This window comes from Streptomyces avidinii, assembly GCF_014650695.1.
GTDB lineage: Bacteria > Actinomycetota > Actinomycetes > Streptomycetales > Streptomycetaceae > Streptomyces > Streptomyces avidinii.
On sequence record NZ_BMVL01000004.1, the window covers coordinates 1 to 24,785 of the forward strand.

Here is a 24,785-nt window from a genome sequence, read left to right on the forward strand (position 1 = left end):
CACACCGCACTCGACGGCCAGCCACCGATCAGCCGTGTCAACAACGCTGCAGGTCAATACACCTAGCCCTCCAGCAGGTGCCCCATCCACTCCTCGATGCCGGTGACCGTGCGCGGCAGCGCGCCCGACATCAGGCGCGCACCGTCCGAGGTGATGACCAGGTCGTCCTCGATGCGCACGCCGATGCCCCGCAGTTCCACCGGGAGCGTCTCGTCGTCGGGCTGGAGGTACAGGCCCGGTTCCACCGTCAGGACCTGGCCCTCCTCCAGGACACCGTCCAGGTAGGTCTCCGCCCGCGCCTTCGCACAGTCGTGCACGTCCAGCCCCAGCATGTGGCCGCTGCTGCACAGCGTGTACCGCCGGTGCAGGTCGCCCTCCGCGTCCTTCAGGACGCCCCACTCGGCCAGGCCCTCCGCGATCACCCGCATGCCGGCCCGGTGGAAGTCCCCGAAGCTCGCCCCCGGGCGGAGCGCCGCGATGCCCGCCTCCTGGGCGGCCAGGACCAGCTCGTACACCTGGCGCTGGACGGGGGAGAAGCGGCCCGACAGCGGCAGGGTGCGGGTGATGTCCGCCGTGTAGAGGGTGTCCGTCTCCACGCCCGCGTCCAGGAGTAGCAGTTCGGCCCCGTTCAGCCGGCCGTCGTTGCGGATCCAGTGCAGGGTGCAGGCGTGGGCGCCGGACGCGGCGATCGTCTCGTACCCGGTGCCGTTGCCCTCGGCCCGGGCGCGCAGGCCGAAGACCCCCTCGATCCACCGCTCCCCCCGCGGATGCGCCAGCGCGCGCGGCAGGGCCCGTACGACGTCCTCGAAGCCCGCCGTCGTGTGGTCGACGGCCAGCTGGAGCTGCTCGACCTCCCACGCGTCCTTCACCAGGCGCAGCTCCGAGAGCGCGGAGGCGAGTTCGGGGTCGGTGGCCGCGTTGCGGCCGGCCGGTGAGCCGAGTCCGTCCAGGTGGGCGCAGCGGATGCCGGTGAGGCGTTCGGCCTCCGCCAGGTCCGGCCGGCGGCCCACCCAGAACTCGCCGTACCGCCGGTCCCGGTAGAACTCCCCGTCCCCGTCCGCCCGCGGCGAGCGCGGCCGCAGGTACAGCACGGCCTCGTGGGCGTGCGGGCCCGAGGGCTCCAGGACGAGGACGTGGCCCGCCTGGTCCTCGCCGGTGAGGCCGGTCAGCCAGGCGTACGCGCTGTGCGGGCGGAACCGGTGGTCGCAGTCGTTCGAGCGGACCTTCAGCTCGCCGGCGGGGACGATCAGCCGCTCGCCCGGGAAGCGGGCCGAGAGCCGGGCCCGGCGGGCCGGGGTGACGGCGTGGCCGGGGACGCGGGCGGAATCGGGCAGCGGGCTCGCAGCCCAGTTACCCGCCATGAAACGGGACAACTCGAAGGATACAGGGCGGTCGTGGCTGCCCGTGTTGAGCCGGGCGGGGGTGCCGGGAACGGGGTCGGAGGAGGCGTCGGCGGGGGCGTCGGTCACGAGGACTCCCTCAAGAAGATGCGAACTGGTGGGCGCACAGGTCTTGTCAGTGCAATTTCACATTACTATGTTACAGCTCACACCGCGGCACGTTAATCCCCGTCAAACGCCGTGTGACGCAGGGCAGTTCACGCACCACCCCCCACCTCACCTCTCTCCACATCAGGAGTCCTCGGTGCTCAAGCACAGAGCTGTGCGCTCTTCCCTTCTTGCCTCCGCCGTTGCCGTGACCCTCCTCGCCACCGCGGGGCAGGCCACCACGCAGGCCGCCGAATCCGCGGCCCCGGCCCCCTTCACCGGCGCACAGGCCGCCCCGGCCGCCCCCGCCCCCGCCCCCGGCCCGACGGGAAACCCCTTCGACGAGGTCGACCGCCTGGCCAACCCGAAGGACAACACCCCGGCGCCCGCCCCGGCCCCGGGCGGGCAGAACATCACCGGGCAGGTCCCCGGCGCGGCGACGGCCGCCGCCCCCGCCGACGACCTGCAGAAGCGCGGCAAGGCGCCCAAGGCCGCCCCCACCGCGAAGAGCGTCGCCGCGGGCGTCCCCTGCACCCTCGACGGGATCACCGGCCTCACCCCGGAGCAGTTCGCCGACTTCCTCGGAGACCAGGCCGTCCTCGCCGACGGCTGTCTGCGCGGGCTGATCTGGACCTGGGACGCCCGCCTGACCCCGGTCATGTCGGACGCGCACGTCCAGGCCGTCTCCCGCCGGATATCCAGCCTGGCCGCCGCCCACGACGGCCGTAACTCCTCGCACCTGGAGGAGATGTTCACGTACCTGCACGCGGTCGCCTACCACGACTACTCGCGCACCGAGATCGACGTCACCGACGCCCCCACCGTCGACGCCATGCGCCGGGCCATCGCCGACTTCGCGGGCGCCGCGCACACCTTCGACGTGACGCCGAGCAACGCCCGCACCCTGCGCGAGGCCCTCTACGCCGGCAGCGCGCCCGGCCTGCGCCAGCACCAGCTGGGCCTCATCAAGAAGGTCCTGGCCACCATGGACCCGGCCCACCCGGCCACCCACCTCGACGCCGGCTGGGGCGGCGCCGCGCTGGCCGCCCTGTCCGTCTCCTACCTGGGTGTCTACCCGGGCAACCAGGACACCGCCTTCCACGCCGCCGTGGCCGCCGACGCCTCCTACCGCGACACCTTCAAGGCCTTCTCCACCTACACGCACCTCAAGGGCACCGGCAACGCCTGGGTGGTGCGCGACGCGCTGAGCGAGTACGCCCGCTTCGGCCAGGTCGAGGGCCTGCGCGACCGGGTCGTCGCCGACCTCGGCGCGATGCTCGGGCCCGTCCGCGCCGCCTTCGGCGACGGCAGCGAGCCGTGGGCCAAGATCGTCTCCTGGCTCAACGTCTACGAGGCCTGCAAGCCGTACGGGGTGTGCAAGGAGGACATCGAGAAGCAGCTGTTCCCCTACACCTACACCTACGACAACGGCGCCATCAAGGTCCGCACCGCCCTGGACCGCGCCACGGTCGACCAGCTGTACTACGCGAGCAAGCAGGTGAAGGCCCAGTACCACCGCGTGCTCGGCACCGACCAGCCGCTCGCGGGCGACCCCAACTCCACGCTGAACATCGTGCTGTACGCCTCCCGCGCCGACTACGTCAACTACCACCCGATCCTGACCGGCTACGACACCAACAACGGCGGCATCTACATCGAGAACGGCGCCACCTTCTACACCTACCAGCGCCGCGTCCCGCAGGACTCCTCCCTCACCCTCGAGGAGCTCTTCCGCCACGAGTACACGCACTACCTCAACGGCCGCTTCGCGGTCCCCGGCTTCTTCGGCGAGGGCGAATGGTACGAGGGCGACCGGACGACCGCCATGGACGAGGGCACGGCCGAGTTCTTCGACGGCGCCACCCGCGACAACGGCATCGCCGTCCGCAAGTCCCTGGTCAAGGGCATCATCAGCGACACGGCCGGCGGCGGCCCGCGCATGAGCGTCGAGCAGCTGCTGAACGCCACCTACGACGGCGACGGCTTCCGCTTCTACAGCTACGCCGGCACCTTCTTCGAGTTCCTGTGGACCGAGAAGCCCGCGCTGCTGCGCGAGATGTACACGCACCTGCGGGCCAACGACGTGGTGGCCTACGACGCCTGGCGCCACCGGATGGGCGCCGACACCTACCTCCAGCGCGACTACGACCGCTTCCTGGACGCGCAGATCGCCAAGGTCGACCAGCTCTTCGTGCCGAACACCGCCTTCACCCCGAACGACCGGCTGCGCGACTCGGCGCTCGCCTCGGTGAAGTCCTCCTTCGCGGCGGCCACCTACAACACCCCGGACTGCGTGGAGAACGGTGACCCCGGCAAGCGCCGCTTCACCTGCACCGGCCGGATCACCGCGAACCTGAAGAACTGGCGGAGCGACGACCAGAACTTCAAGGACATGTCGGAGACGGTCGACTACTTCATCCTCGACCGGGCGGGTGCGGCCTCCAACAACCTGGCCGACATGAACTGCTCCTTCGGCCCGGTGGAGATCTGGACGAACAAGGTGGCGGGCACCTCCGGTTACAGCTGTGAGGGTCCGCTCCGCGGCTGACCGGCACCGGTCCGCCGCCGACCCCGGCCCGGCGCCGGACCGGTCCCGCATCCGAGGGGGGTGCGGGACCGGTCCGGGCGTCTGGGCAGGCCCTAGAGAATGTGACATATTACTGCCGTGCTCAAGAGACACTCCCTGGACGTCGTGATCATCGGCGCCGGCGTCGTCGGGGCGGCCTGCGCGTACTACGCGGCCCGCGCCGGACTCTCCGTGGCCGTGGTCGACCGGGGCCCCGTCGCGGGCGGCACCACCGGCGCCGGCGAAGGCAACCTGCTCGTCTCCGACAAGGAGGCCGGCCCCGAACTCGACCTGGCACTGCTGTCCACCCGCCTGTGGACCGAACTCGCCGCGGTCCTCCCGCGGGAGATCGAGTACGAGCCCAAGGGCGGGCTCGTCGTGGCCCCCGACGAGACCACCGTCAAGGCCCTGCGGACCTTCGCCGAGGGCCAGCGCGCGGCCGGGGTCGACGCGGTCGAGGTCGCGGCGGACGTCCTGCACGAGCTGGAGCCGCACCTGGCACCGGGCATGGCGGGCGGGTTCCACTACCCGCAGGACGCCCAGGTCCAGCCCGCGCAGGCGGCGGCCCGGCTGCTGGCCGCGTCGGCCGCCGAGGTGCACCTCGGCGAGGAGGTGACGCAGATCCTGCTGGACCGGGGCGCCGTACGCGGGGTGCGCACGCCCCGCCGTGAACTCCTGGCCCCGGCCGTGGTGAACGCGGCGGGCACCTGGGGCGGGCACATCGCCTCGCTGGCCGGGGTCACCCTGCCCGTCCTCCCGCGCCGCGGCTTCGTCCTGGTGACCGAACCCCTGCCGAGGGTGGTCCGGCACAAGGTCTACGCCGCCGACTACATCGCGGACGTCGCCAGCGGCTCCGCCGCCCTGCAGTCCTCGGCGGTCGTCGAGGGCACCCCGTCGGGCCCGGTCCTGATCGGCGCCACCAGGGAGCGCGTCGGCTTCGACCGCACCCTCTCCACGGAGGCCCTGCGCCGGCTGGCCTCCCAGGCGGCGGCACTCTTCCCCGTCCTGGCCGACGTCCGGGTCATGCGCACCTACCACGGTTTCCGCCCCTACCTGCCCGACCACCTCCCGGCGATCGGCCCCGACCCGCGGCGCCCCGGGCTGCTGCACGCCTGCGGCCACGAGGGCGCCGGCATCGGACTGGCCCCCGCCACCGGGCTGCTGGTCGCCGCCGCTCTGACGGGGGCCGCACCACCGCTCCCCGTGCACCCGTTCCGCCCGGACCGCTTCGCGGCGGACCCGGCCGCCGCCGACAACCCCGAGGAGCAGCACTGATGCACAGCCCCCGCTCGCTGGTCGGCGGTACGCCGGTGGCCGCGCACGAGATCACCTTCGACGGGCGGGAACTGCCCGCCCTGCCCGGCCAGAGCATCGCCGCCGTGCTCTGGGGCGCGGGCATCCTCGCCTGGCGCACCACCCGCGAGGGCGGAGCCCCGCGCGGGGCGTTCTGCGGGATCGGCAGCTGCTTCGACTGCCTGGTCACCGTCAACGGCCGCCCGAACCAGCGGGCCTGCCTGGTCCCCGCCCGACCGGGGGACACCGTCACCACCCAGGAGGGAACCGGCCGTGCCGACCTCGCCGTCTGAACCCGCCGGTCGCGCGGGCCGCGCGGATCCCGCGGGCCCGTCGGGTCCCGCCACCGCGCCGACACCTGCGCCCACCGCCGCGCCCGCTGCCGTGCCCCGGCCTGCCGCCCATCCCGGGCCCGCTGCCGCGCCCGTCGTGGCGTCCGCTCACCGGGCCGCGCCGGCCCGTGCCGATCTCGCCATCGTCGGAGCCGGCCCGGCCGGACTGGCCGCCGCCGTCACCGCCGCCGGGCTCGGGCTGCGGGTCGTCCTCCTCGACGCGGGCGACCGCCCGGGCGGGCAGTTCTACCGCCACCCCGCCCCGGGCCTGGGCGCGGCCCGCCCCGAGGCGCTCCACCACGGCTGGGCCGAGTTCGCGACCCGCGAAGCCGCCCTGCGCGCCCACGAGTCGGCCGGCCGGATCACGTACCTCCCGCTCCACCACGTCTGGACGGTCGTCCCGGTCGGGGCGGCCGGGGCACGCCGCGGGCACGGCGCGCCCGCCACCGAGTGGATCCTGCACGCCGTCGCCGGTCACGCCCCCGAGGAGCGGGCCGTGGCCGTGACGGCCCGGGCGGTGCTCATCGCCACCGGCGCCTACGAGCGGCAACTGCCCTTCCCCGGCTGGACCCTGCCCGGGGTGATCGGCGCCGGCGGGGCGCAGGCCATGCTCAAGAGCGGGCTGGTGCTGCCGGGCAAGCGGGTGGTCGTCGCCGGGAGCGGGCCGCTGCTGCTCGCCGTGGCCGGCTCGCTGGCCGCCGCCGGAGCCACCGTGCCCGCCGTGGTGGAGGCCGCCTCCTACACCGCGTACGCGGGCCGGGTCCCCGCCCTGCTGCGCAACCCCGGCAAGCTCGTCGAGGCCGCCGGCTACGGCGGGGCGCTGGCCCGCCACCACGTCCGGCTCCTCACCCGGCACGCCGTCACCGAGGCGCACGGCACCGAACGGGTCGAGGCCGTCACCGTGGCCCGGCTCGACCGGAACTGGCGTCCGCTGCCGGGCACCGGCCGCCGGATCCCCTGCGACGCCCTGGCCGTCGGCCACGGGCTGGTGCCCCAGCTGGAACTCGCCACCGGCCTCGGCTGCGCCATCCGGCGAAGCCCCGACGGGACCGTCGCCCTGGAACTCGACGCCGAGCAGCGGACCTCCGTCCCCGGGATCTGGTCGGCGGGTGAGACCGGTGGTATCGGGGGAGCCCAACTGGCCATGATCGAGGGCGAACTGGCCGCGCACTCCGTCGCGGGCGCGCTGCCCGCGGCCCGGCTCACCCGCAGCCGCGCGCGGCTGCGCGCCTTCGCCGACGCGATGGCCGCCGCGCACCGCCCCGGTGAGGGCTGGACCGGCTGGCTCCGGGACGACGCGGTCGTCTGCCGCTGCGAGGAGGTGCCGGCCGGGCGGATCCGGGAAGCCGCAGACGACCTCGGCGCGCGGGACGCCCGTACCGTCAAACTCCTCACCCGGGCCGGCATGGGCTGGTGCCAGGGCCGGATGTGCGGTCCCGCGGTCGCGGCCCTGGCCGGGGAGGAAGGCGCGCCCGACCGGCGTCCGCTGTCCTGCCCGGTGCCGCTGCGCCATCTCGCCGAACTTCCGCCCGCCGGGCACTGATCGGGGTGCGCGGGCCCTTGTGGCCGCGCCGCACCCACTAGTAAAATGTCACACACCACTCTAGGGAGCTCTCACATGACCCACGCGCACACCCCCGCGCCCCGCACCCGTCCCTGGCACGGAATCATGGTCGCCACCGCGCTCCCGCTGCGCGAGGACCTCACCGTCGACCACGACGCGTACGCCGAACACGTGGCCTGGCTGATCGCCAACGGCTGCGACGGCGTGGTTCCCAACGGTTCCCTCGGCGAGTACCAGACCCTCACCGACGAGGAGCGGGCGCGCGTCGTGCGTACCGCCGTCGAGGCGGCGGGCGACGGCGCCCGCGTCATGCCCGGCGTCGCCGCCTACGGCAGCGCCGAGGCCCGACGCTGGGCCGACCAGGCCGCCGAGGCGGGCGCCGGCTCCGTCCTCCTGCTGCCCCCCAACGCCTTCCGGGCCGACGAGGACGCCGTACGCGCCCACTACGCCGAGGTCGCCCGCGCCGGGCTGCCCGTCGTCGCGTACAACAACCCCATCGACACCAAGGTGGACCTGACCCCGGCCCTGCTCGCCCGGTTGCACGCCGACGGTTCCATCGTCGCGGTCAAGGAGTTCAGCGGTGACGTGCGCCGCGCGTACGAGATCGCCGAGCTGGCCCCCGGCCTCGACCTGCTCATCGGCGCCGACGACGTCCTCCTCGAACTGGCCCTCGCGGGCGCCGTCGGGTGGATCGCCGGCTACCCCAACGCGCTCCCGAACTCCTGCGCCACCCTCTACCGTGCCGCCGCCGCCGGGGACCTCGACACCGCCCTGCCGCTCTACAAGTCCCTGCACTCCCTGCTGCGCTGGGACTCCAAGACCGAGTTCGTCCAGGCCATCAAGCTCTCCATGGACCTGGCCGGGCGCCCGGGCGGCGCCACCCGCCCGCCCCGCTTCCCGCTCACGGGCGAGACCGAGGCCGCCGTCCGCGCCGCCACCGAGAAGGCCCTCGCCGAGGGCCTCAACTAGTCACCGGGGGAAACAGGAATGCGTACGCGCCACGTCTACCACGCGGTGGACTCGCACACCGAGGGCATGCCGACCCGCGTCATCACCGGGGGAGTCGGGGTGGTCCCCGGCGCCACCATGGCCGAGAAGCGGCTCCACTTCATCGAGCACATGGACCACGTCCGGACGCTGCTCATGTACGAGCCGCGCGGGCACTCCGCGATGAGCGGCGCGATCCTCCAGCCCCCGACCCGCCCGGACGCCGACTACGGCGTCCTCTACATCGAGGTGTCGGGCCTGCTCCCCATGTGCGGGCACGGCACCATCGGGGTCGCCACCGTCCTCGTCGAGACCGGCATGGTGCCGGTCGTCGAGCCGGTCACCACCGTCCGGCTCGACACCCCGGCCGGGCTGGTGAGCGTCGACGTCCGGGTCGAGGACGGTGCGGCCACCGCCGTCACCCTCACCAACGTCCCCTCCTTCGGCGTCGGCCTCGACCTCAAGACCGAGGTCCCCGGCTTCGGCGCGATCACCTACGACCTGGCCTACGGCGGCAACTTCTACGCCTTCGTCGAACTCGACGCCCTGGGCCTGCCCTTCGACCGAGCCCGGGGGGACGACCTGATCGCCGCCGGGCTCGCGGTGATGGACGCGATCAACGCCGGCCCGGACCGGCCCGTCCACCCCGAGAACCCCTCCATCGCAGGCGTCAAGCACGTCTACCTCGCCGCCCCCGGCTCCGACGCCCACCGCTCCCGGCACGCCATGGCCATCCACCCCGGCTGGTTCGACCGCTCGCCCTGCGGCACGGGGACCAGCGCGCGGATGGCCCAGCTGCACGCCCGCGGCCTGCTGGAGCTCGGCGCGGACTTCGTCAACGAGTCCTTCATCGGCACCGAGTTCACCGGCCGGCTGGTCGGGGAGACCACCGTCGGCGGCCTCCCGGCCGTCGTCCCCACGGTCACCGGACGGGCCTGGATCACCGGCACTGCCCAGTACTTCCTCGACCCGACCGACCCCTTCCCCGGAGGGTTCCTGCTGTGATCACCGTCCGCACGGTGGACTACCACACCGCCGGCGAGCCCTTCCGGATCGTCGACTGCGCCCCGAGCGGCATGCCGCCGGTCCCCGGGGACACCGTCGCCGAGCGCTGCGCCACCGTCATCGGCCCGGGAGGCTCCGGCACCGCGCCGCGCCGGGGCGCACTGGACGACGTACGGCGCCTGCTGGTGCAGGAACCGCGCGGACACGCCGGGATGTACGGGGGGTTCGTGGTCCCGGCCGACGACGACGGGGCCCACTTCGGCGTGCTGTTCTGGCACAAGGACGGCTACTCCACGGCCTGCGGCCACGGGGCCATGGCCCTCGGGGTCTGGGCCGTGGACACCGGCCGGGTCGCCGCCCCGGACGACGGGGACGCCCCCGTGCGCATCGACGTACCGTCGGGGCGGGTCACCGCCACCGTCCACCGCGGCGCGGGCCGCACCACCGGGGTCACCTTCCGCAACGTCCCGGCCCTGGTGGGTGCCCGCAAGGTGCCCGTCGCCACCTCGTTCGGGCTCGCCGAGGTGGACATCGCGCACGCCGGGGCCTGTTACGCCGCCGTCCGCGCGCGGGACCTGGGCCTCGACGTCTCCCGGGCGGCGCTGCCCGCCCTGGTGCGGGCCGGGCAGGAGATCCGGGCGGCCCTGGCCACCCACCCGGCCACCTGGCACCCGGGCGGTCCGCTGCTCTCCGGGGTCTACGGGGTGATCCTCCACGAGGAGCTGCCCGACACCCCCTTCGGGCCGCACCAGCGCAACGTCACCGTCTTCGCCGACGGGCAGATAGACCGCTCGCCCTGCGGTTCGGGCACCTCGGCGCGGCTCGCGCTGCTCGCCGAGGACGGGCGGCTCGGCCCGGGCGAGGACCTGCTCCACGAATCGGTCACCGGCACCGTGTTCACCGGCCGGATGCTGGAGGGCGGGGTCACCGAGGTCACCGGCACCGCCCACCGCACCGGCGAACACGCCTTCGTGGTGGACCCGCACGACGCGCTCGGTACCGGGTTCCTGCTGTGACGGGCATCCCTCAGCTCGACGCCGGGCGGATGGCCGCGCTGCTCACCCCTGCCGCGGCCGCCGATGCAGTGGCCTCCGCCCTGCTCGGCGGCCTCGACCCCGAGGTCTGCCCGCCGCGCTCCGCGATCGGGGTGCCCGGCGGGGGTGAACTGCTGCTGATGCCGGCCGCGTCCGGCGCGTACGCCGGGGTGAAGATCGCCGGGGTCGCGCCCGGGAACCCGGCCCGCGGGCTGCCCCGGATCACCGGCTCCTACCTGCTGCTGGACGGGCCCACCCTGCGCCCGCTGGCCCTGCTCGACGGCGCGGCGCTCACCACCCTGCGCACCCCGGCGGTCTCCGCCCTCGCGCTGCGGTACCTGGCCCCGGCCGGGCGCCCGTTGCGGCTGGTGCTCTTCGGCTCCGGGCCGCAGGCGTACGCGCATCTGGAAGCGGTACTCGCCGTACGGGAGTTGGCCGAGGTCGTGGTGGTGGCCCGGCACCCCGGGCGGGCGGAGGGGCTCGCCGCGTACGCGCGTACCCTGGGCCCGGCCGCCCGGACCGGCACTCCGAAGGAAGTGGCCGATGCCGATCTGGTGATCTGCTGCACCACGGCCCGGGAACCCCTCTTCGACGGGCGCCTCGTCGGGCCGGGCGCCACCGTCGTCGCCGTCGGCTCGCACGAGCCGACGGCCCGTGAAACGGACACCGCCCTTGTGCGACGGGCGGCGGTGTACGTGGAGTCCCGGGCGGCGGCCCTGCGCGAGGCCGGGGACCTCCTGGTCCCGGAGGCCGAGGGGGCCATCGGGCCCGGTCATATCACCGGCACCCTCGCCGACCTGGTGGGCGGCCGGATGCCGGCGGGCGGACCGCTGAGTTGTCCACAGCTCTTCAAGAGTGTGGGCATGGCCTGGGAAGATCTCGCTGTGGCGGTCGCGCTGGTCGAGGCCGCCGGAGTGTGAGCAGCGCAACGTGACATTGTACGCTGTTCCTCTCCTCGTCGGTGGTGTACGGGGGTCTCGGAGGAAATGCAATGGGTGACCTGAAGCAGCACAGTCTCATCAAGGCCCAGGAACGCCTCCGCGACCAGGTCGGCCACGCACTCCGAGCCGCGCTGATAGCGGGTGAGCTGCGCCCCGGGAGCGTCTACTCCGCACCCGGCCTCGCGGCCGAACTCGGCGTCTCGGCCACACCGGTGCGCGAGGCCATGCTCGACCTGGCCCGGGAGGGGCTCGTCGAGCCCGTCCGCAACAAGGGCTTCCGGATCACCGAGGTCAGTGAGCGCGACCTGGACCAGTTCACCGAACTGCGCACGATGATCGAGGTGCCGACCATCGGCCGGATCACGAAGATCGCCACGGCCGAGCAGCTGGAGGCGCTGCGCCCCATCGCCGAGGAGATCGTCAGCAGCGCGCGCGAGCACAACCTCATCGGCTACCTGGAGGCCGACCGCCGCTTCCACCTGTCCCTGCTGGCCCTCGCGGGCAACGACCGGCTGGTGGAGACGGTCGGCGACCTGCGCAAGCGGTCCAGGCTGTACGGCCTGACCGGCCTGGACGAGGCCGGCAAGCTGGTCTCCTCGGCCGAGGAGCACATCGAACTGCTCGACCTGATGATCGGCGGCGACGCCGAAGCGGCGCAGGAGTGCATGCTCCGCCACCTCGGCCACGTCCGCTCCCTGTGGGCCCAGGGCCGCGACGAACCGGTCGGCCGCGTCCCCGGTGGCCTCGGCTCGGGGCTGCAGTAGCAGCCCGCCTCAACACGGTGAACGGCCGCCGCCGGACTGCCGCGGCCGGTCCGCCGAGATGATCGCCGCCTCCGGGCGCGGTACGGGGGTGCCGTCGGGCAGGAGCAGGACCGGCGGGTCCACGACGGCGCCCACGTCGGCCGCCGTGCTGCTCGCGTTCACCGCCGTGACCCGCCCCGTGGGCTGCGGGGTCAGCACCGACGTGTCCCGCACGTACGCCACGAAACTCTCGAAGTCGCGCTGGTGCCGGTAGGGCTCCTGGAACGCGGAGAGGGACGGGTAGCCGTCGCTCGCGAGCAGCGTGTACGAGGGGGCCGCGAGCCGGTAACCGCGGCCGGGATCGAGCGGGTTGCCGTCGATGAACACCTCCTCGGGATGCACCCGGTCCCCGACCGGGCCCCGCGCGTCGAAGCTGTAGCGGACGTTGCGGGAGACGGCGAGGGGAGCGAAGCGCAGTTCGCCGCTCTCCGTCGTCGTCCACTGCTCCTCCAGGGCGTCGTGGATCTGCTGCCCGGTCACCCACACGCTGACGATCGGATCGCCGAACCCGATGGCACGCCAGGCGTCGCCGAAGGTGACGGCGCCGCCCGACTCCCGATCCAGGACGAGGTCCCCGGCGATGATCGCCTGGCCGACCCGGGGCGCCACGGCGACCACGGCGAGCTGGGCCGGGACGTTGGGGTGGATGTTGGCGTCGTTCTCGGGATCGGTGGGCCTGCCGCCCGCCCACAGAGCCCAGTCGGCGGCCAGGTTCCCCATGGTGCTCTCGCCCGCCGTGTTCCGGGCGCGCAGGAACGAGCCGCTCTGCCGCCCGACCGCGGTCCGGTCCCGCTCGGCCGCCTGTCCCGCCCAGTAGGTGACGACCTCCTGCAGCTCCGGATGAGGGGCGACGTCCCGGGTGTTGGGGTGGTTGGTGGACACGGTCAGTTCCCGGATCACCCGCCCGGTGAGCGGGTCGAGCCGCAGATTGATCTCGTTGATGACCTGGCCGTAGCAGCCGGCCTCGACGAACGGCCGCGGGACGCCGTCCGGGTCGGGGACCATCATGGTGAACCGGGTGTGCCAGTGCCCGGTGACGATCGCGTCGATGTCCGGGGAGACCCGCAGCGCGAGGTCGAGGGCGGGCCCCGAGGGGTCGGCGCCGCTGTTGAAGTCGGATCCCGCCACCGCCCCGTCGTGCACGCTGAGCACGATCGCGCCCACGCCCTGGCCCTTGAGCAGTGCCGCGCAGCGGTCGGCGGTGGCAACCTCGTCGATGGTGGCGAGGCCCGGCTGGTAGGAGCCGGGGAAGCGTTCGCTGCCGAGGGCCGTGAGGTGGATGAACCCGATGGGCAGCTCCCGGCCGTCGGTGGTGCGCACCTGCTCGACGTGGTAGGCGGGCAGGACCGTCCGGCCGTCCCGGGCCCAGGTGAGGTTGGCGCTGTAGTAGCGGAAGTCGGCTCCGTGGAAGCGCAGGCCGGAGGAGTCGGTGAAGGACGTGTCGCGGCCCTCGACGGGGAACGCGATGCCCTGCTCCATATGGCGTTGCAGCATGGCCGGCGACTTGTCGAACTCGTGGTTGCCGGCCGTCGCGAAGTCGAGCCCCATGCGGTTGAGGGCCTCGATCGTCGGCTCGTCGGCGAAGGCCGCGGCGTCGAACTCCCAGCCGGAGAAGGCGTCGCCCGGGGTGAAGAAGAAGGAGTTGGGGTGCCCGTCGCGGAGCCGTTCGAGGTGCGCGGCCATGTACGCGACGCCGCCGACGGTGTAGCTCCGGCCGCCGTTGCCGACGATGACGGAGTTGCTGCCGGGAGCCCCCTGCAGAAAGCCGTGCAGGTCGGTGATGTTGAGGAGCTGGACGTCGACGTACTCGGCTGCGGTGGCGGCGTCCCGGCCGGCGGCGCCGGCAAGGGCGGGCACCCCGAGCGCGTAGGTCGCCGCCGCTCCCATGGCGGTGAGGAACTCCCGCCGTCCGGCTTCCCACCGTCCGGCTTCCCACCGTCCGGCTTCCCACCGGCCGCCTCCCCACCGGCCGCCTCCCCACCGGTCGGCTTCCTGCCGGTCGGCTTCCTGCCGTCCCGGTTCACGCCGCCGTGAACTCCTGCTCCGCTGGGTGGCCTTGGCCTGGGTGATCACATCCGGCATGGTCCCGCCCACCGGGTAGGGGTGTCGTGCCGACGCGCCGCCCGCGGGCTTTGGACACGGCTGGATAACGGCGGCACCAACCCCTTGTCAGTGCAATTTCACATTACTATGTTACCGGTCACATCCTAGAGCGCGGCCCTTCACTGGAGTGACCATGACCAAGCGCACCCAACTCGCCCTCGCCACCGCCCTGGTGGCAGCTCTCGCACTCGGCGCCTCGGGCTGCTCCGGCACCACGAAGGGTTCGTCCGCCGCGGGCGGCTCCAACCCCGCCGCCGCCAACGACGGGAAGATCCTCGGCGGTACCCCGGTCAAGGGCGGCACCCTCACCGTCCTGTCCAACCAGGACTTCGCCCACCTCGACCCCGCCCGCAACTGGACCATGCCGACGATGGACTTCGGCACCCGGCTGCTCTACCGCACGCTCGTCACCTTCAAGGCCGAGCCCGGCAAGGCCGGCAGCGAACTGGTCGCCGACCTCGCCACCGACCTCGGCACCCCCTCCAACGGCGGCCGCACCTGGACCTTCACCCTCAAGGAGGGCGTGAAGTACGAGGACGGCAGCCCCATCAAGGCCCAGGACGTCAAGTACAACGTCGAGCGCTCCTTCAGCCCCGACCTGACCGGCGGCCCCGACTACGCCGCCCAGTACCTGGCCGGGACCGAGGGCTACAAGGGCCCGCTCCAGGGGCAGCACCTCGACTCCGTCAAGACCCCCGACGACCGCACGATCGTCTTCGAACTGAAGCGCCCGGTCGCCGAGTTCTCCGCGACCGCCACCCTGCCGACCTTCGCCCCCGTGCCCCAGTCCCAGGAGAAGGGCACCCAGTACGACGCCCGCCCGTTCTCCTCCGGCCCGTACAAGATCGAGTCGTACGACCGCGACAAGAAGCTCGTCCTGGTCCGCAACGAGCACTGGGACCCGGGCACCGACACCGTTCGCAAGGCCTACCCCGACCGGTTCGTGGTCGTCATGGGCCTCAAGGGCGGCCAGATCGACGACCGGATCATCGCCGGCGAGGGCCCGGACGCCTCCACCGTCCAGTACGCCGACATGCGCCCCGAGAGCGCACCCAAGGTGCTGCCCGAGCCGGAGGTCAAGGCCCGACTGCTCGCCGAGTCCCAGGGCTGCACGGAGATGCTCCACCTGAACAACTCCCGCGCCCCCTTCGACGACCCGAAGGTCCGCGAGGCCATGCAGTACGCCGTGGACAAGGAGGCCGTCGTCACCGCGGGCGGCGGCCCGGCCCTCAACGAGGTCGCCACCGCCTACCTGCCCCCGTCCCTCTCCGGCGGCAAGCAGGCCGACGTCCTGAAGATCGCCCCGGCCGGCGACCCGGCCAAGGCCAAGGAGCTCCTGAAGGCCGCCGGCAAGGAGACCCTGAAGGTGTCCCTGTCCGTCTCCACCGGCGACAAGGGCAAGGCCGAGGCCATCCAGCAGGGCCTGGCCCGCGCGGGCATCGAGGTCGTCATCGACACCGTCGACCCGGGCGCCTACTACGACGTCATCGGCGACCTCTCCACCACCCCCGACATGACCCTCGCCGGCTGGTGCCCCGACTACCCCTCCGGCTCCACCTGGATCCCGTTCGTCTTCGACGGACGCACCATCAAGGAGAAGGGCAACCAGGGCAACTACAGCCAGTTCCGCGACGAGGCGACCATGAAGCGGATCGACGAGATCAACGCCATGGCCGACGCCAAGGAGGCCAACCGGGCCTGGATCGAACTCGACGCGGCCCTGATGGCCAAGTCCCCGAACGTCCCGCTCCTCCTGGAGCGCAAGCCGCTCCTGGTCGGCACCAATGTCGCCGGCGCCTTCGGCCACCCCGTGTGGACCGGCACCATCGACTACGGGACCGTCGGCCTCAAGGACCCCTCGAAGAGCCAGGGCTGAGAAAGCCGGAGGCCTGCGACACCATGACCACCACCGCACCGGTCCCGGACGACCGGGCACCCCTCGGACCTGACAGCCCCCCGGCCCCCGGTGCCGCACGGGCCCCCGGCAGCGCACCGGCTCCCGGCAGCGCACCGGCTCCCGGCAGCGCACCGGCTCCCGGCAGCGCACCGGCCCCTGGCGCGGCCCCGGCTCCCGAAGCCGCCACGGTCCGCCCCGCGGCAGCGCCCGGCAGCAGTCCCTGGCAGCTCGCCCGGCGGGAGCTCCGCCGCCGCCCCGCCGTCCGCGTCAGCCTCTGCGTCGTCCTCCTCTTCGTCCTGATGGCTGCGACCGCCCCCTGGCTGGGCGCCCTCGGCGGCTGGTCCCCGAACGAGTTCGACAAGACCGCCATCGACCCCTACCTCGGTGGCCAGCCGCTCGGCGCCCTCGGCGGGATCAGCCCCGAGCACTGGCTCGGAGTCGAGCCCGTCACCGGCCGCGACCTGTTCGCCCGCGTGATCCACGGCGCGCAGGTCTCCCTCCTGATCGCCTTCGCCGCCACCGCCATCGTGGTGGTCGCCGGCACCGCCGCCGGGATCGCCGCCGGCTACTTCGGCGGCCGCACCGACACGGTCCTGTCCCGGCTCATGGACCTGACCATGTCCTTCCCCTCGTTGATCTTCATGATCGCGATGCTGTCCGTGGCCAAGGACGTCAACCGGATCGTCCTCATGACCACCGTCATCGGTGTCTTCGGCTGGCCGGGCGTCGCCCGTGTGGTCCGCGGCCAGACCCTCTCCCTCAAACACCGCGAGTACGTCGACGCCGCCCGCGTGGGCGGCTCCGGCCCCTGGCGGATCCTGACCCGCGACATCCTGCCGGGCGTCTCGGGGCCCGTCATCGCCTACACCACCCTGCTGATCCCCGGAATGATCAGCACCGAGGCCGCCCTCAGCTACCTCGGCGTCGGCGTCCGCCCGCCCACCCCGTCCTGGGGCCAGATGATCGCCGAGTCCGTGGCCTACTACGAGACCGACCCCATGTACTTCGTCATCCCCAGCGTCTTCCTCTTCCTCGCCGTGCTCGCCTTCACCCTCCTCGGCGACGCCCTGCGCGACATCCTCGACCCGAGGGGCGGCCGCAGTTGATCCTCTACCTAGCCCGCCGGCTGCTCGCCCTCGTCGGCGTGCTCCTCGCCATCGCCGCCGTCACCTTCCTCATCTTCTACGTCCTGCCCGCCGACCCGGCCGCGGCCGCCTGCGGCAAGACCTGCAGCGCCGAACGCCTGGCCGACGTAAGGGCGTACCTGGGCCTGGACCAGCCCCTGTGGCGGCAGTTCGGCGACTTCCTGACCGGCATCTTCACCGGCCGCACCCTCGGCACCGGCCAGTACGCCGTCGCGTGCGACTTCCCGTGCCTGGGCTACAGCTACGAGAACTCGCTGCCCGTGTGGGACCTGCTGATGGACCGGCTCCCGGTCTCCGCCTCCCTCGCGGTCGGGGCCGCCGCGCTGTGGCTGGTCCTCGGCCTCGGCGCCGGGGTCACCGCCGCCCTGCGCAAGGACACCGCCACCGACAAGGCCCTGATGGTCGGGGCCGTAGCCGCCGCCTCACTGCCCGTGTACTTCACCTCCGTGATGCTCATCTACGGGGTCATCCGCATCGCCGGACTGCTGCCCTACCCCACCTACCGGGCCTTCACCGACAATCCGCTCGCCTGGGCCTCGAACCTGGCCCTGCCGTGGATCGCGCTCGCCCTGCTCTACGCCGCCATGTACGCGCGCCAGAGCCGCGGCTCGATGATCGAGGCGATGGCCGAGCCCTACATCCGTACCGCCCGCGCCAAGGGGATGCCCGAGCGCACGGTCGTCGTCAAACACGGGCTGCGCTCCGGGATGACCCCGATCCTCACCATCTTCGGCATGGACCTCGGCGGGCTGCTCGCCGGAGCCGTCATCACCGAGTCCATCTTCGGACTCCCCGGTATCGGGCGGCTGTTCTACGGCGCCCTCGTCAGCTCCGACCAGCCCGTGGTTCTCGGGGTCACCCTCCTCGCCGCCTTCTTCATCGTCGTCGCCAACCTCCTCGTCGACCTCCTGTACGCCGTCATCGACCCGAGAGTGAGGTACTGATGACCGCCGCGCCGCTCCTCGAAGTACGCGATCTGCGCGTCACGTTCCCCACCGGGCGGGGGACCGTACGGGCCGTCGACTCGATCGGCTTCACCGTCGAGGCCGGCCGCACCCTCGGCATCGTCGGCGAGTCCGGCTCCGGCAAGTCCGTCACCTCGCTCGCCGTCATGGGCCTGCACCGCGGCCCGGTCGAGGTCACCGGCTCAGTGGCCCTCGCCGGGCGGGAGCTGACCGGGCTCCCGGAACGGGAACTGTCCAAGGTCCGCGGCCGCCGGATGGCCATGATCTTCCAGGACCCGCTCTCCAGCCTGCACCCCTACTACACGATCGGCGAGCAGATCGCCGAGCACTTCCGGGTGCACTTCAGGGCCGGCCGGGCCGCCGCCCGCAGGCGCGCGGTCGACATGCTCGGCGAGGTCGGCATCCCGGAACCGGCCCGCCGCGCGGGGGAGTACCCGCACCAGTTCTCCGGCGGCATGCGCCAGCGCGCGATGATCGCCATGGCGCTGGCCTGCGAGCCCGACCTGCTGATCGCCGACGAGCCCACCACCGCCCTGGACGTCACCGTGCAGGCGCAGATCCTGGAACTGATCGCCCGGCTCCAGCAGGAGCGCGGCCTCGGCGTCGTGATGATCACCCACGACCTGGGTGTCGTCGCCCGCGTCGCCCACGAGGTCCTCGTCATGTACGGCGGCCGGGCCGCCGAACAAGCGACGGCCGACGAACTGTTCGCCGACCCCGCCCACCCCTACACCCGGGGCCTGCTCGACTCGCTGCCCCGCCTCGACACCCCCGACGACGTCCCCCTGCCCTTCATCCCCGGCTCCCCGCCGTCCCTGCTCGCACCCGCCCCCGGCTGCGCCTTCGCCCCACGCTGCCCCGTGGCCGCCGCCGGTCCGGCCGAGCAGAGGGCGCGCTGCTCGGACGAAAGGCCCGCACTGGGCCCGTACGGTGCACCGGGGCGGCTGGCCGCATGTCACTTCGCCGGATCCGCCGGGACCTCACCGGGCGGCCTCGTGCCCGCCTTCCCTTCGACCGCCCCGGGGGTGTCCCGATGACCGTCGGAGCCGAGCCGTCCGCGAACGCCGCAGCCGCAGCCGCAGCCGGGCCGGATACGGCCGTACCGTTGCTGTCCGTACAGGACCTCACCATGACCTTCCCCGGCCGACGATCCGTGACCGGGCGCCGGGGGGCGCCCGTGCGCGCCGTCGACGGGGTCTCCTTCGACCTGGCGGCCGGGCAGACCCTCGGTCTCGTCGGGGAGTCGGGCTGCGGGAAGTCGACCACCGGCCGGATGCTGGTGCGGCTGCTGGAGCCCACCTCGGGCCGGGTCGCCTTCGAGGGCAAGGACATCAGCCGGCTGTCCCAGGGCGCCATGCGCCCGCTGCGCAAGGGCATCCAGATGGTCTTCCAGGACCCGCACTCCTCCCTCAACCCCCGCCAGACCGTGGCCCGGATCATCTCCGACCCACTGTTGGTGCAGGGCTGGAGCGCGGGGGACGCCCGGCGGCGGGCCGCCGAGCTGATGGAGCTCGTCGGTCTGATCCCCGAGCACATCGACCGCTACCCGCACGAGTTCTCCGGCGGTCAGGCCCAGCGCATCGGCATCGCCCGCTCGCTGTCCACGAGCCCCCGGCTGATCGTCGCCGACGAGCCGGTCTCGGCGCTGGACGTCTCCGTGCAGGCCCAGATCGTCAACCTGATGGAGCGGCTGCGCGCGGAGCTCGGCCTCGCGTACGTCTTCATCGCGCACGACCTGTCGGTGGTCAAGCGGGTCAGTGACCGGGTCGCCGTCATGTACCTCGGCAGGATCGTCGAGATCGGGGACAAGAAGTCCCTCTACGAGAACCCGCAGCACCCGTACACCCGGGCGCTGCTGTCCGCCGTACCGCTGCCCGACCCGGCGGCGGAACGGCGGCGGGAGCGGATCGTGCTGCTCGGCGACCCGCCGAGCCCGGCCGCTCCACCCCCCGGCTGCACCTTCCACCCGCGCTGCCCGAAGGCGCAGCCCCTCTGCCGCACGGAGCGTCCCCTCCTGCGCCCCGCCGCCGCCCGCGAGGTGGCCTGTCACTTCCCCGGCGACTGACGGGGCGCCAGGGGAGGAAGGGGAAGGACCCGGCGCCGACACCGTCGACGCCGGGTCCTTCTGCCGTCTCCCGACTCCCGTCCGCCCTCTGCCTCCTGCCCTCCGGTGCCCGCAGGGCGATGCGCCGATGGCATGATCACATCGTGACCAACAGATCGGCCCGGCCGGGCTCTCCGCGGTACGTCCTCTTCGATGTCGACGGGACGCTGATCGACGCGGTGGCCAACCAGCGTCGCGTCTGGGAGACATGGGCGGCGCGTTACGGACTCGACTCCGACGCCGTGTACGAGGTGGCGCTGCGGACGCGCCCCATGGAGACCTTCGCGGCGGTGGCCCCGGGGCACGACCCGCAGGCCTGTCTGACCGCGTTGCACGCACTGGAGGACGAAGACGTCCGGACCGGCGACTACACCGCGTTCGACGGTGCGTCGGAGCTGCTCTCCGGCCTGCCCGCGGGGCGCTGGGCACTGGTGACCTCGAACTACGAGCACCGGGTGCGCGGCCGGTTCGCCCGGACCGGACTCCCCCTGCCGGACCTGGTCGTGGATGCCGCCGCCGTCGACGAGGGCAAGCCCTCGCCCGTCCCCTACCTGCTGGCGGCGCAGCGTCTGGGCGCCGCGCCGCAGGACTGCCTGGTCATCGAGGACGCCCCGTCCGGCGTCGAGTCCGGGCTGCGGGCCGGCATGACGGTGTGGGGGATCAACACGGCGGACCCGGTGCACGGGGTGCACCGCCACTTCGCGAGCCTGCGCGAGGCAGCGCCCCACGTCCTCGCCTTCGCCGCGGTCTGAGTCCGAGCGGGCGGTGGCGGGCGGCCCACCCCGGCCACATGCCCCCCGTCACCGTCCGGCCCTTGTCCGTCAGGCCAGTTCGCGGCGGAAGAACTCCAGCTCCAGGGCCATCAGCTTCTCCCGGGTGCCGCCCGGGGTCATGTGCGTGACGCCGGGCAGGGCCAGCAGCTGGTGCGGGCGGCCCGCGTCCGTCAGGGCCTGCGAGAGGCGCAGGGTGTGGGACGGGTGGACGTTGTCGTCGGCCAGGCCCGTGATCAGCAGCAGCGGGCGGGACAACCCGGGAGCGTCGGGCAGCAGCGAGTCCCGCTCGTAGACGTCCGGGTGGTCCTGCGGGAGCCCCAGGTACCGCTCGGTGTAAGCCGTGTCGTAGTGCCGGAAGTCGGTCGGCGCGGCCCCGGCCGCCGCCGCGTGGAAGACGTCCGGGCGGCGCAGCACGGCCATGGCCGCGAGGTAGCCTCCGTACGACCAGCCGCGTACCCCGACCCGGCCGAGGTCGAGGTCGGTGTGGCGGGCGGCGAGCGCGTGGAGCGCCGCGACCTGGTCGTCGAGGGTGACCTCGGAGAAGCCGCGGTACATGGCGTGCGTGTGGGCGGGGGAGACGTACGCGGTCCCGCGGTTGTCGATGGTCACCACCGCGAAGCCCTGGTCGGCCCACCACTGGCGGTGCTGGCGGCGGCGCTGATCGGCGGTGATGTCCTGCGCGCCGGGGCCACCGTACCCGTCGACCAGGACGGGCAGCCGCCGGCCGGGGACGTGGTCGCGGGGCAGCACGAGGGCGGTGGGGACGCCGTGCTCGGTGACCCGCTCCAGGATCGCGTCCACCCGGTAGGGCAGCGGCTCGGACAGGTCGGCGGGGGTGAACTCCCGCCCCTCGGGGGTGCGTACGGTGCGCCGTACCCCGTCGGCGTCGGCGCAGGTCAGCAGCAGGCTGCCGGCCGACGCGGACACGGTGTGCACGCCGGGCCCGTCGGCGAGCGGGGTCAGTTCTCCGGTGACCGGGTCCAGCAGCAGCACCTGCTGCTCGGACGGGTCGCGCAGGCCCGCCTCGATCAGCAGTCCGTCCTCGTGCACCCCGGCCACGGCGCGGACCTGGATCCCGTCCCCGGTGAGCAGTACGCCGTCCACCGCGAGGGCGCGGGCGGCGCCGCCCGGGGTGTCGGCGGCGGTCAGCATCCGCCCGTCGGAGAGACGGGCCGGGGTGCCGGGGACCAGCGGGTCCACCCACTGCGGGTGGCTGGTGCGGGACAGCTCGCGGGTGCGGCCGGTGGCCGGGTCGGCGGAGAGCAGCAGGACGTTTTGCTGGAGCCGGTCCTGGACGGTGAGCAGGATCTCGCTCTCGGACTCCCAGCCCGCGTCGGAGACGTACGGATAGCTCTCGGCGTCCCAGTCGAGCCGTATCCGGGCCCCGCCGTCGCCGAGCACCCACAGCTGGACGTCGGCATTGGGCCCGCCCGCCTCGGGGTACGCGAAGTCCTCGGCCGGCCGTTCGGGGTGCGCCGGGTCGGTGAACCAGCGCCGCTGGAGGGCGGATTCGTCGACCCGGGCCGCCAGCAGGGTGACTCCGTCCGGGGACCACCAGTGGCCCCGGGTGCGGCCCAGCTCCTCGGCGGCGGCGAACTCGGCGAGGCCCCAGCGGGCCCCGTCGTCGGGGCTGACCCGGCCGCCCGGGGCGACGTACAGCACGTCGTCGGCGACGTAGGCGGTGCGCGAGCCGTCCGCGTTCGGCCTCGGGTCCAGCGCGGGGCCGGCGGCCGGGATCTCCGAGGCCGCCCCGGGCGCGCCCGGGGCGGCCTCGAAGGAGACCTGGAAGAGGCGTCCGTACAGCGCGAAGGCGGCGCGCAGGCCGTCGCCGGAGAGGGCGTAGGAGCCGATCCCGGCGGCGACGAGCCGGGTCCGCTCGCGCAGTCGGCGTTCGGCCACCGGGAGGGGGCCCGGCTCGGGGCACAGCGCGCGGGGGTCGGCGAGCCGGGTCTCGGCGCCGGTGGTGGTGTCGAGCACCCAGAGGCTGTCGAAGGCGTCGGTGGGGCCGGTCGACCGGAGGAACCAGAGCAGGCGGCCTTCGTGCCCGAAGGAGAAGGCGCGCGGGGCACCGTGGGTGAAGCGGGCCGTGCTCGCGGAGAGCCTGAGGAAGTCATCCATGATCGTAGTGTGACATGTGAAATGTCACAACTACTAGGCTGTTCGAGTGGTGACCCCAGGGGTGCGGGCTTAGCGTCGAAAGGGTGCACCCGAACGCATCGCCGAGCAGCAACGGGACCGACGGCAAGGTCCACGGGAGCGGCAACGGACTCGCCCTGTTCGTCATCGCCTCCTGTCAGCTCATGGTGGTTCTCGACATCACGATCGTGAACATCGCGCTGCCGCACATCCAGACCGCGCTCAACTTCTCGACCGAGAGCCTTTCCTGGGTCGTCAACGCCTACACCCTCGCCTTCGGCGGACTGCTGCTCCTCGGCGGCCGCACCGGCGACATCCTCGGCCGCAAACGCGTCTTCATCTTCGGTGTCCTGCTCTTCGGACTGGCCTCGCTCCTCGGCGGACTGGCCCAGAACGAGGGTCAGTTGATGGCCGCGCGCGCCCTCCAGGGCGTCGGTGGCGCGATCGCCTCGCCGACCTCCCTGGCGCTGATCACCACGACCTTCCGCGAAGGCCCGGCCCGCAACCGGGCGTTCGGCGTGTTCGCGGGCGTCTCGGCCGCCGGCGGCGCCATCGGACTCCTCGCGGGCGGCATCCTCGTCGAGTGGCTCGACTGGCGCTGGGTGCTCTTCGTCAACGTCCCCATCGCCATCGTGATCGCGCTGCTGGCGGTCAAGGTGCTGCACGAGTCCGAACGCCATCCAGGGCACTTCGACTTCGCGGGCGCGCTGCTGTCCACCCTGGGCATGGTCTCGCTCGTCTACGGCTTCATCCGGGCCTCCCAGGAAGGCTGGCGCGACCCGGTCACGCTGGGCTCCTTCGGCGCGGCCGTGGTCCTGCTGACCCTGTTCATCCTCAACGAGCGCCGCTCGCCGCAGCCGATCACCCCGCTGCACATGTTCGCCGACCGCAACCGGTCCGGGACCTACGGCATCATGCTCATGCTCGCCTGCGCGATCTTCGGCATGTTCTTCTTCCTGACGCTCTTCGTGCAGATCGTGCTGGGCTTCAGCCCGATCCAGGCCGGTCTCGCCTTCCTGCCCGTCAGCGCGGTGATCGCGGTGGGCGCCGGCCTCACCGCGAAGCTGCTGCCGAGGTTCGGGCCCAAGCCCTTCATGGTCACCGGCGCGCTGTCCTCGGCGGCCGGCCTCGCCTGGCTGACGCAGGTCGACATCCACTCGACGTACCTGGGCAGCATCCTGGGCCCGATGCTGCTCTTCGCCCTCGGCATGGGCCTGCAGTTCGTCTCGCTCACGCTGATGGCCCTGTCCAACGTCACCGACCGGGAGTCGGGCGCCGCGTCCGGTCTGCTGAACACGATGCAGCAGGTGGGCGGCTCGCTCGGCCTGTCGATCCTGGTGACCGTCTACGGCACCGCCAGCCGCAACGAGGCCAAGGAGCAGGTGCCCGCCTTCCTCAGCACCGCAAGCCCGATACAGAAGGCCTTCTTCGCGCGCACCGGGCAGCTCCCGAAGCCGTGGGGGGACCAGGTCCTCACCTCGGGCATCAGCTCGGCCTTCGTCGTGGCCTCGCTGTTCACCCTGGTCGGGGCGCTGATCGCGCTGTTCGTCATCCAGGTCCGGCCCTCGGACCTCGAACGCCTCCAGGGCAACCACAGGCCGGCGGCCGACCGTGCGTAGGCCGGCCGCGGCCGCTCGGGTCCGCGGCCGG

19 protein-coding genes are annotated in these 24,785 nt (G+C 73.1%); 16 read left to right on the forward strand and 3 right to left on the reverse strand.

Annotation, left to right across the window (positions count from 1 at the left end; all coding sequences use genetic code 11):
* Positions 1-62: 62 nt before the first annotated feature.
* Positions 63-1,469: an aminopeptidase P family protein gene (locus tag IE257_RS11160; RefSeq protein ID WP_229920277.1), complete on the reverse strand. Its 1,407-nt coding sequence runs from the start codon at positions 1,467-1,469 to the stop codon at positions 63-65.
* A 175-nt stretch (positions 1,470-1,644) separates the two neighbouring features.
* On the opposite strand from IE257_RS11160, the gene IE257_RS11165 reads away from it, so the two are divergent.
* The 9 genes from IE257_RS11165 (at position 1,645) to IE257_RS11205 (ending at position 11,973) form a co-directional block, all read left to right on the forward strand.
* Complete coding sequence (locus IE257_RS11165; protein WP_189967399.1) at positions 1,645-4,035, forward strand: collagenase; 2,391 nt, start codon at positions 1,645-1,647, stop codon at positions 4,033-4,035.
* A 117-nt stretch (positions 4,036-4,152) separates the two neighbouring features.
* Positions 4,153-5,328, forward strand: coding sequence for an NAD(P)/FAD-dependent oxidoreductase (locus IE257_RS11170; protein ID WP_189967401.1), 1,176 nt, complete (start codon positions 4,153-4,155; stop codon positions 5,326-5,328).
* Positions 5,328-5,639, forward strand: coding sequence for a (2Fe-2S)-binding protein (locus IE257_RS11175; RefSeq protein ID WP_189967403.1), 312 nt, complete (start codon positions 5,328-5,330; stop codon positions 5,637-5,639). The genes IE257_RS11170 and IE257_RS11175 overlap by 1 nt, the downstream gene beginning before the upstream one ends.
* A 136-nt stretch (positions 5,640-5,775) precedes the next feature.
* Positions 5,776-7,221 (forward strand): FAD/NAD(P)-dependent oxidoreductase, encoded by a 1,446-nt coding sequence (locus IE257_RS11180; protein ID WP_189967405.1) that lies wholly within the window; start codon positions 5,776-5,778, stop codon positions 7,219-7,221.
* Positions 7,222-7,296: 75 nt separating this feature from the next.
* A complete protein-coding gene (locus IE257_RS11185; RefSeq protein WP_189967407.1) occupies positions 7,297-8,211 on the forward strand; it encodes a dihydrodipicolinate synthase family protein in 915 nt (304 codons plus the stop codon).
* An 18-nt stretch (positions 8,212-8,229) separates the two neighbouring features.
* On the forward strand, positions 8,230-9,234 hold the full coding sequence (locus tag IE257_RS11190; protein ID WP_189967409.1) for a proline racemase family protein: 1,005 nt from the start codon (positions 8,230-8,232) through the stop codon (positions 9,232-9,234).
* The gene (locus IE257_RS11195) at positions 9,231-10,250 is read left to right on the forward strand and encodes a proline racemase family protein (RefSeq protein WP_229920278.1); all 1,020 of its coding nucleotides are present in this window, start codon (positions 9,231-9,233) and stop codon (positions 10,248-10,250) included. Before IE257_RS11190 ends, IE257_RS11195 begins: the two co-directional genes overlap by 4 nt.
* 29 nt (positions 10,251-10,279) lie before the next feature.
* Positions 10,280-11,188, forward strand: a complete 909-nt coding sequence (locus IE257_RS11200) for an ornithine cyclodeaminase family protein (protein WP_189968278.1) — start codon at positions 10,280-10,282, stop codon at positions 11,186-11,188.
* Positions 11,189-11,259: 71 nt separating this feature from the next.
* Complete coding sequence (locus IE257_RS11205) at positions 11,260-11,973, forward strand: GntR family transcriptional regulator (protein WP_030386117.1); 714 nt, start codon at positions 11,260-11,262, stop codon at positions 11,971-11,973.
* A 9-nt stretch (positions 11,974-11,982) separates the two neighbouring features.
* Here IE257_RS11205 and IE257_RS11210 read toward each other — a convergent pair whose 3' ends face one another.
* Complete coding sequence (locus IE257_RS11210) at positions 11,983-13,899, reverse strand: bifunctional metallophosphatase/5'-nucleotidase (protein WP_189967411.1); 1,917 nt, start codon at positions 13,897-13,899, stop codon at positions 11,983-11,985.
* 349 nt (positions 13,900-14,248) lie between these two features.
* Between IE257_RS11210 and IE257_RS11215 the strand changes: the two genes are divergently transcribed.
* From IE257_RS11215 to IE257_RS11240, 6 genes are all read left to right on the forward strand, one after another.
* Positions 14,249-15,991 carry an ABC transporter substrate-binding protein gene (locus IE257_RS11215; protein WP_189967413.1) on the forward strand — a complete coding sequence of 581 codons (1,743 nt, stop codon included), beginning with the start codon at positions 14,249-14,251 and terminating at the stop codon, positions 15,989-15,991.
* Positions 15,992-16,014: 23 nt separating this feature from the next.
* Positions 16,015-17,118, forward strand: coding sequence for an ABC transporter permease (locus IE257_RS11220; protein ID WP_189967415.1), 1,104 nt, complete (start codon positions 16,015-16,017; stop codon positions 17,116-17,118).
* Positions 17,115-18,101 (forward strand): ABC transporter permease, encoded by a 987-nt coding sequence (locus IE257_RS11225; protein WP_189967416.1) that lies wholly within the window; start codon positions 17,115-17,117, stop codon positions 18,099-18,101. Before IE257_RS11220 ends, IE257_RS11225 begins: the two co-directional genes overlap by 4 nt.
* Positions 18,101-19,159 (forward strand): ABC transporter ATP-binding protein, encoded by a 1,059-nt coding sequence (locus tag IE257_RS11230; RefSeq protein WP_189967418.1) that lies wholly within the window; start codon positions 18,101-18,103, stop codon positions 19,157-19,159. The genes IE257_RS11225 and IE257_RS11230 overlap by 1 nt, the downstream gene beginning before the upstream one ends.
* Complete coding sequence (locus tag IE257_RS11235) at positions 19,156-20,187, forward strand: ABC transporter ATP-binding protein (RefSeq protein WP_189967420.1); 1,032 nt, start codon at positions 19,156-19,158, stop codon at positions 20,185-20,187. The genes IE257_RS11230 and IE257_RS11235 overlap by 4 nt, the downstream gene beginning before the upstream one ends.
* 143 nt (positions 20,188-20,330) lie before the next feature.
* The gene (locus IE257_RS11240) at positions 20,331-20,978 is read left to right on the forward strand and encodes an HAD family hydrolase (RefSeq protein WP_229920279.1); all 648 of its coding nucleotides are present in this window, start codon (positions 20,331-20,333) and stop codon (positions 20,976-20,978) included.
* 69 nt (positions 20,979-21,047) lie between these two features.
* Here IE257_RS11240 and IE257_RS11245 read toward each other — a convergent pair whose 3' ends face one another.
* Entirely contained in the window at positions 21,048-23,117 is a 2,070-nt protein-coding gene (locus tag IE257_RS11245; protein WP_189967424.1) for a S9 family peptidase, read from the reverse strand.
* Positions 23,118-23,200: 83 nt separating this feature from the next.
* Here IE257_RS11245 and IE257_RS11250 point away from each other — a divergent pair, with 83 nt between their 5' ends.
* Positions 23,201-24,754: an MFS transporter gene (locus IE257_RS11250; protein WP_189967426.1), complete on the forward strand. Its 1,554-nt coding sequence runs from the start codon at positions 23,201-23,203 to the stop codon at positions 24,752-24,754.
* Positions 24,755-24,785 lie beyond the last annotated feature (31 nt).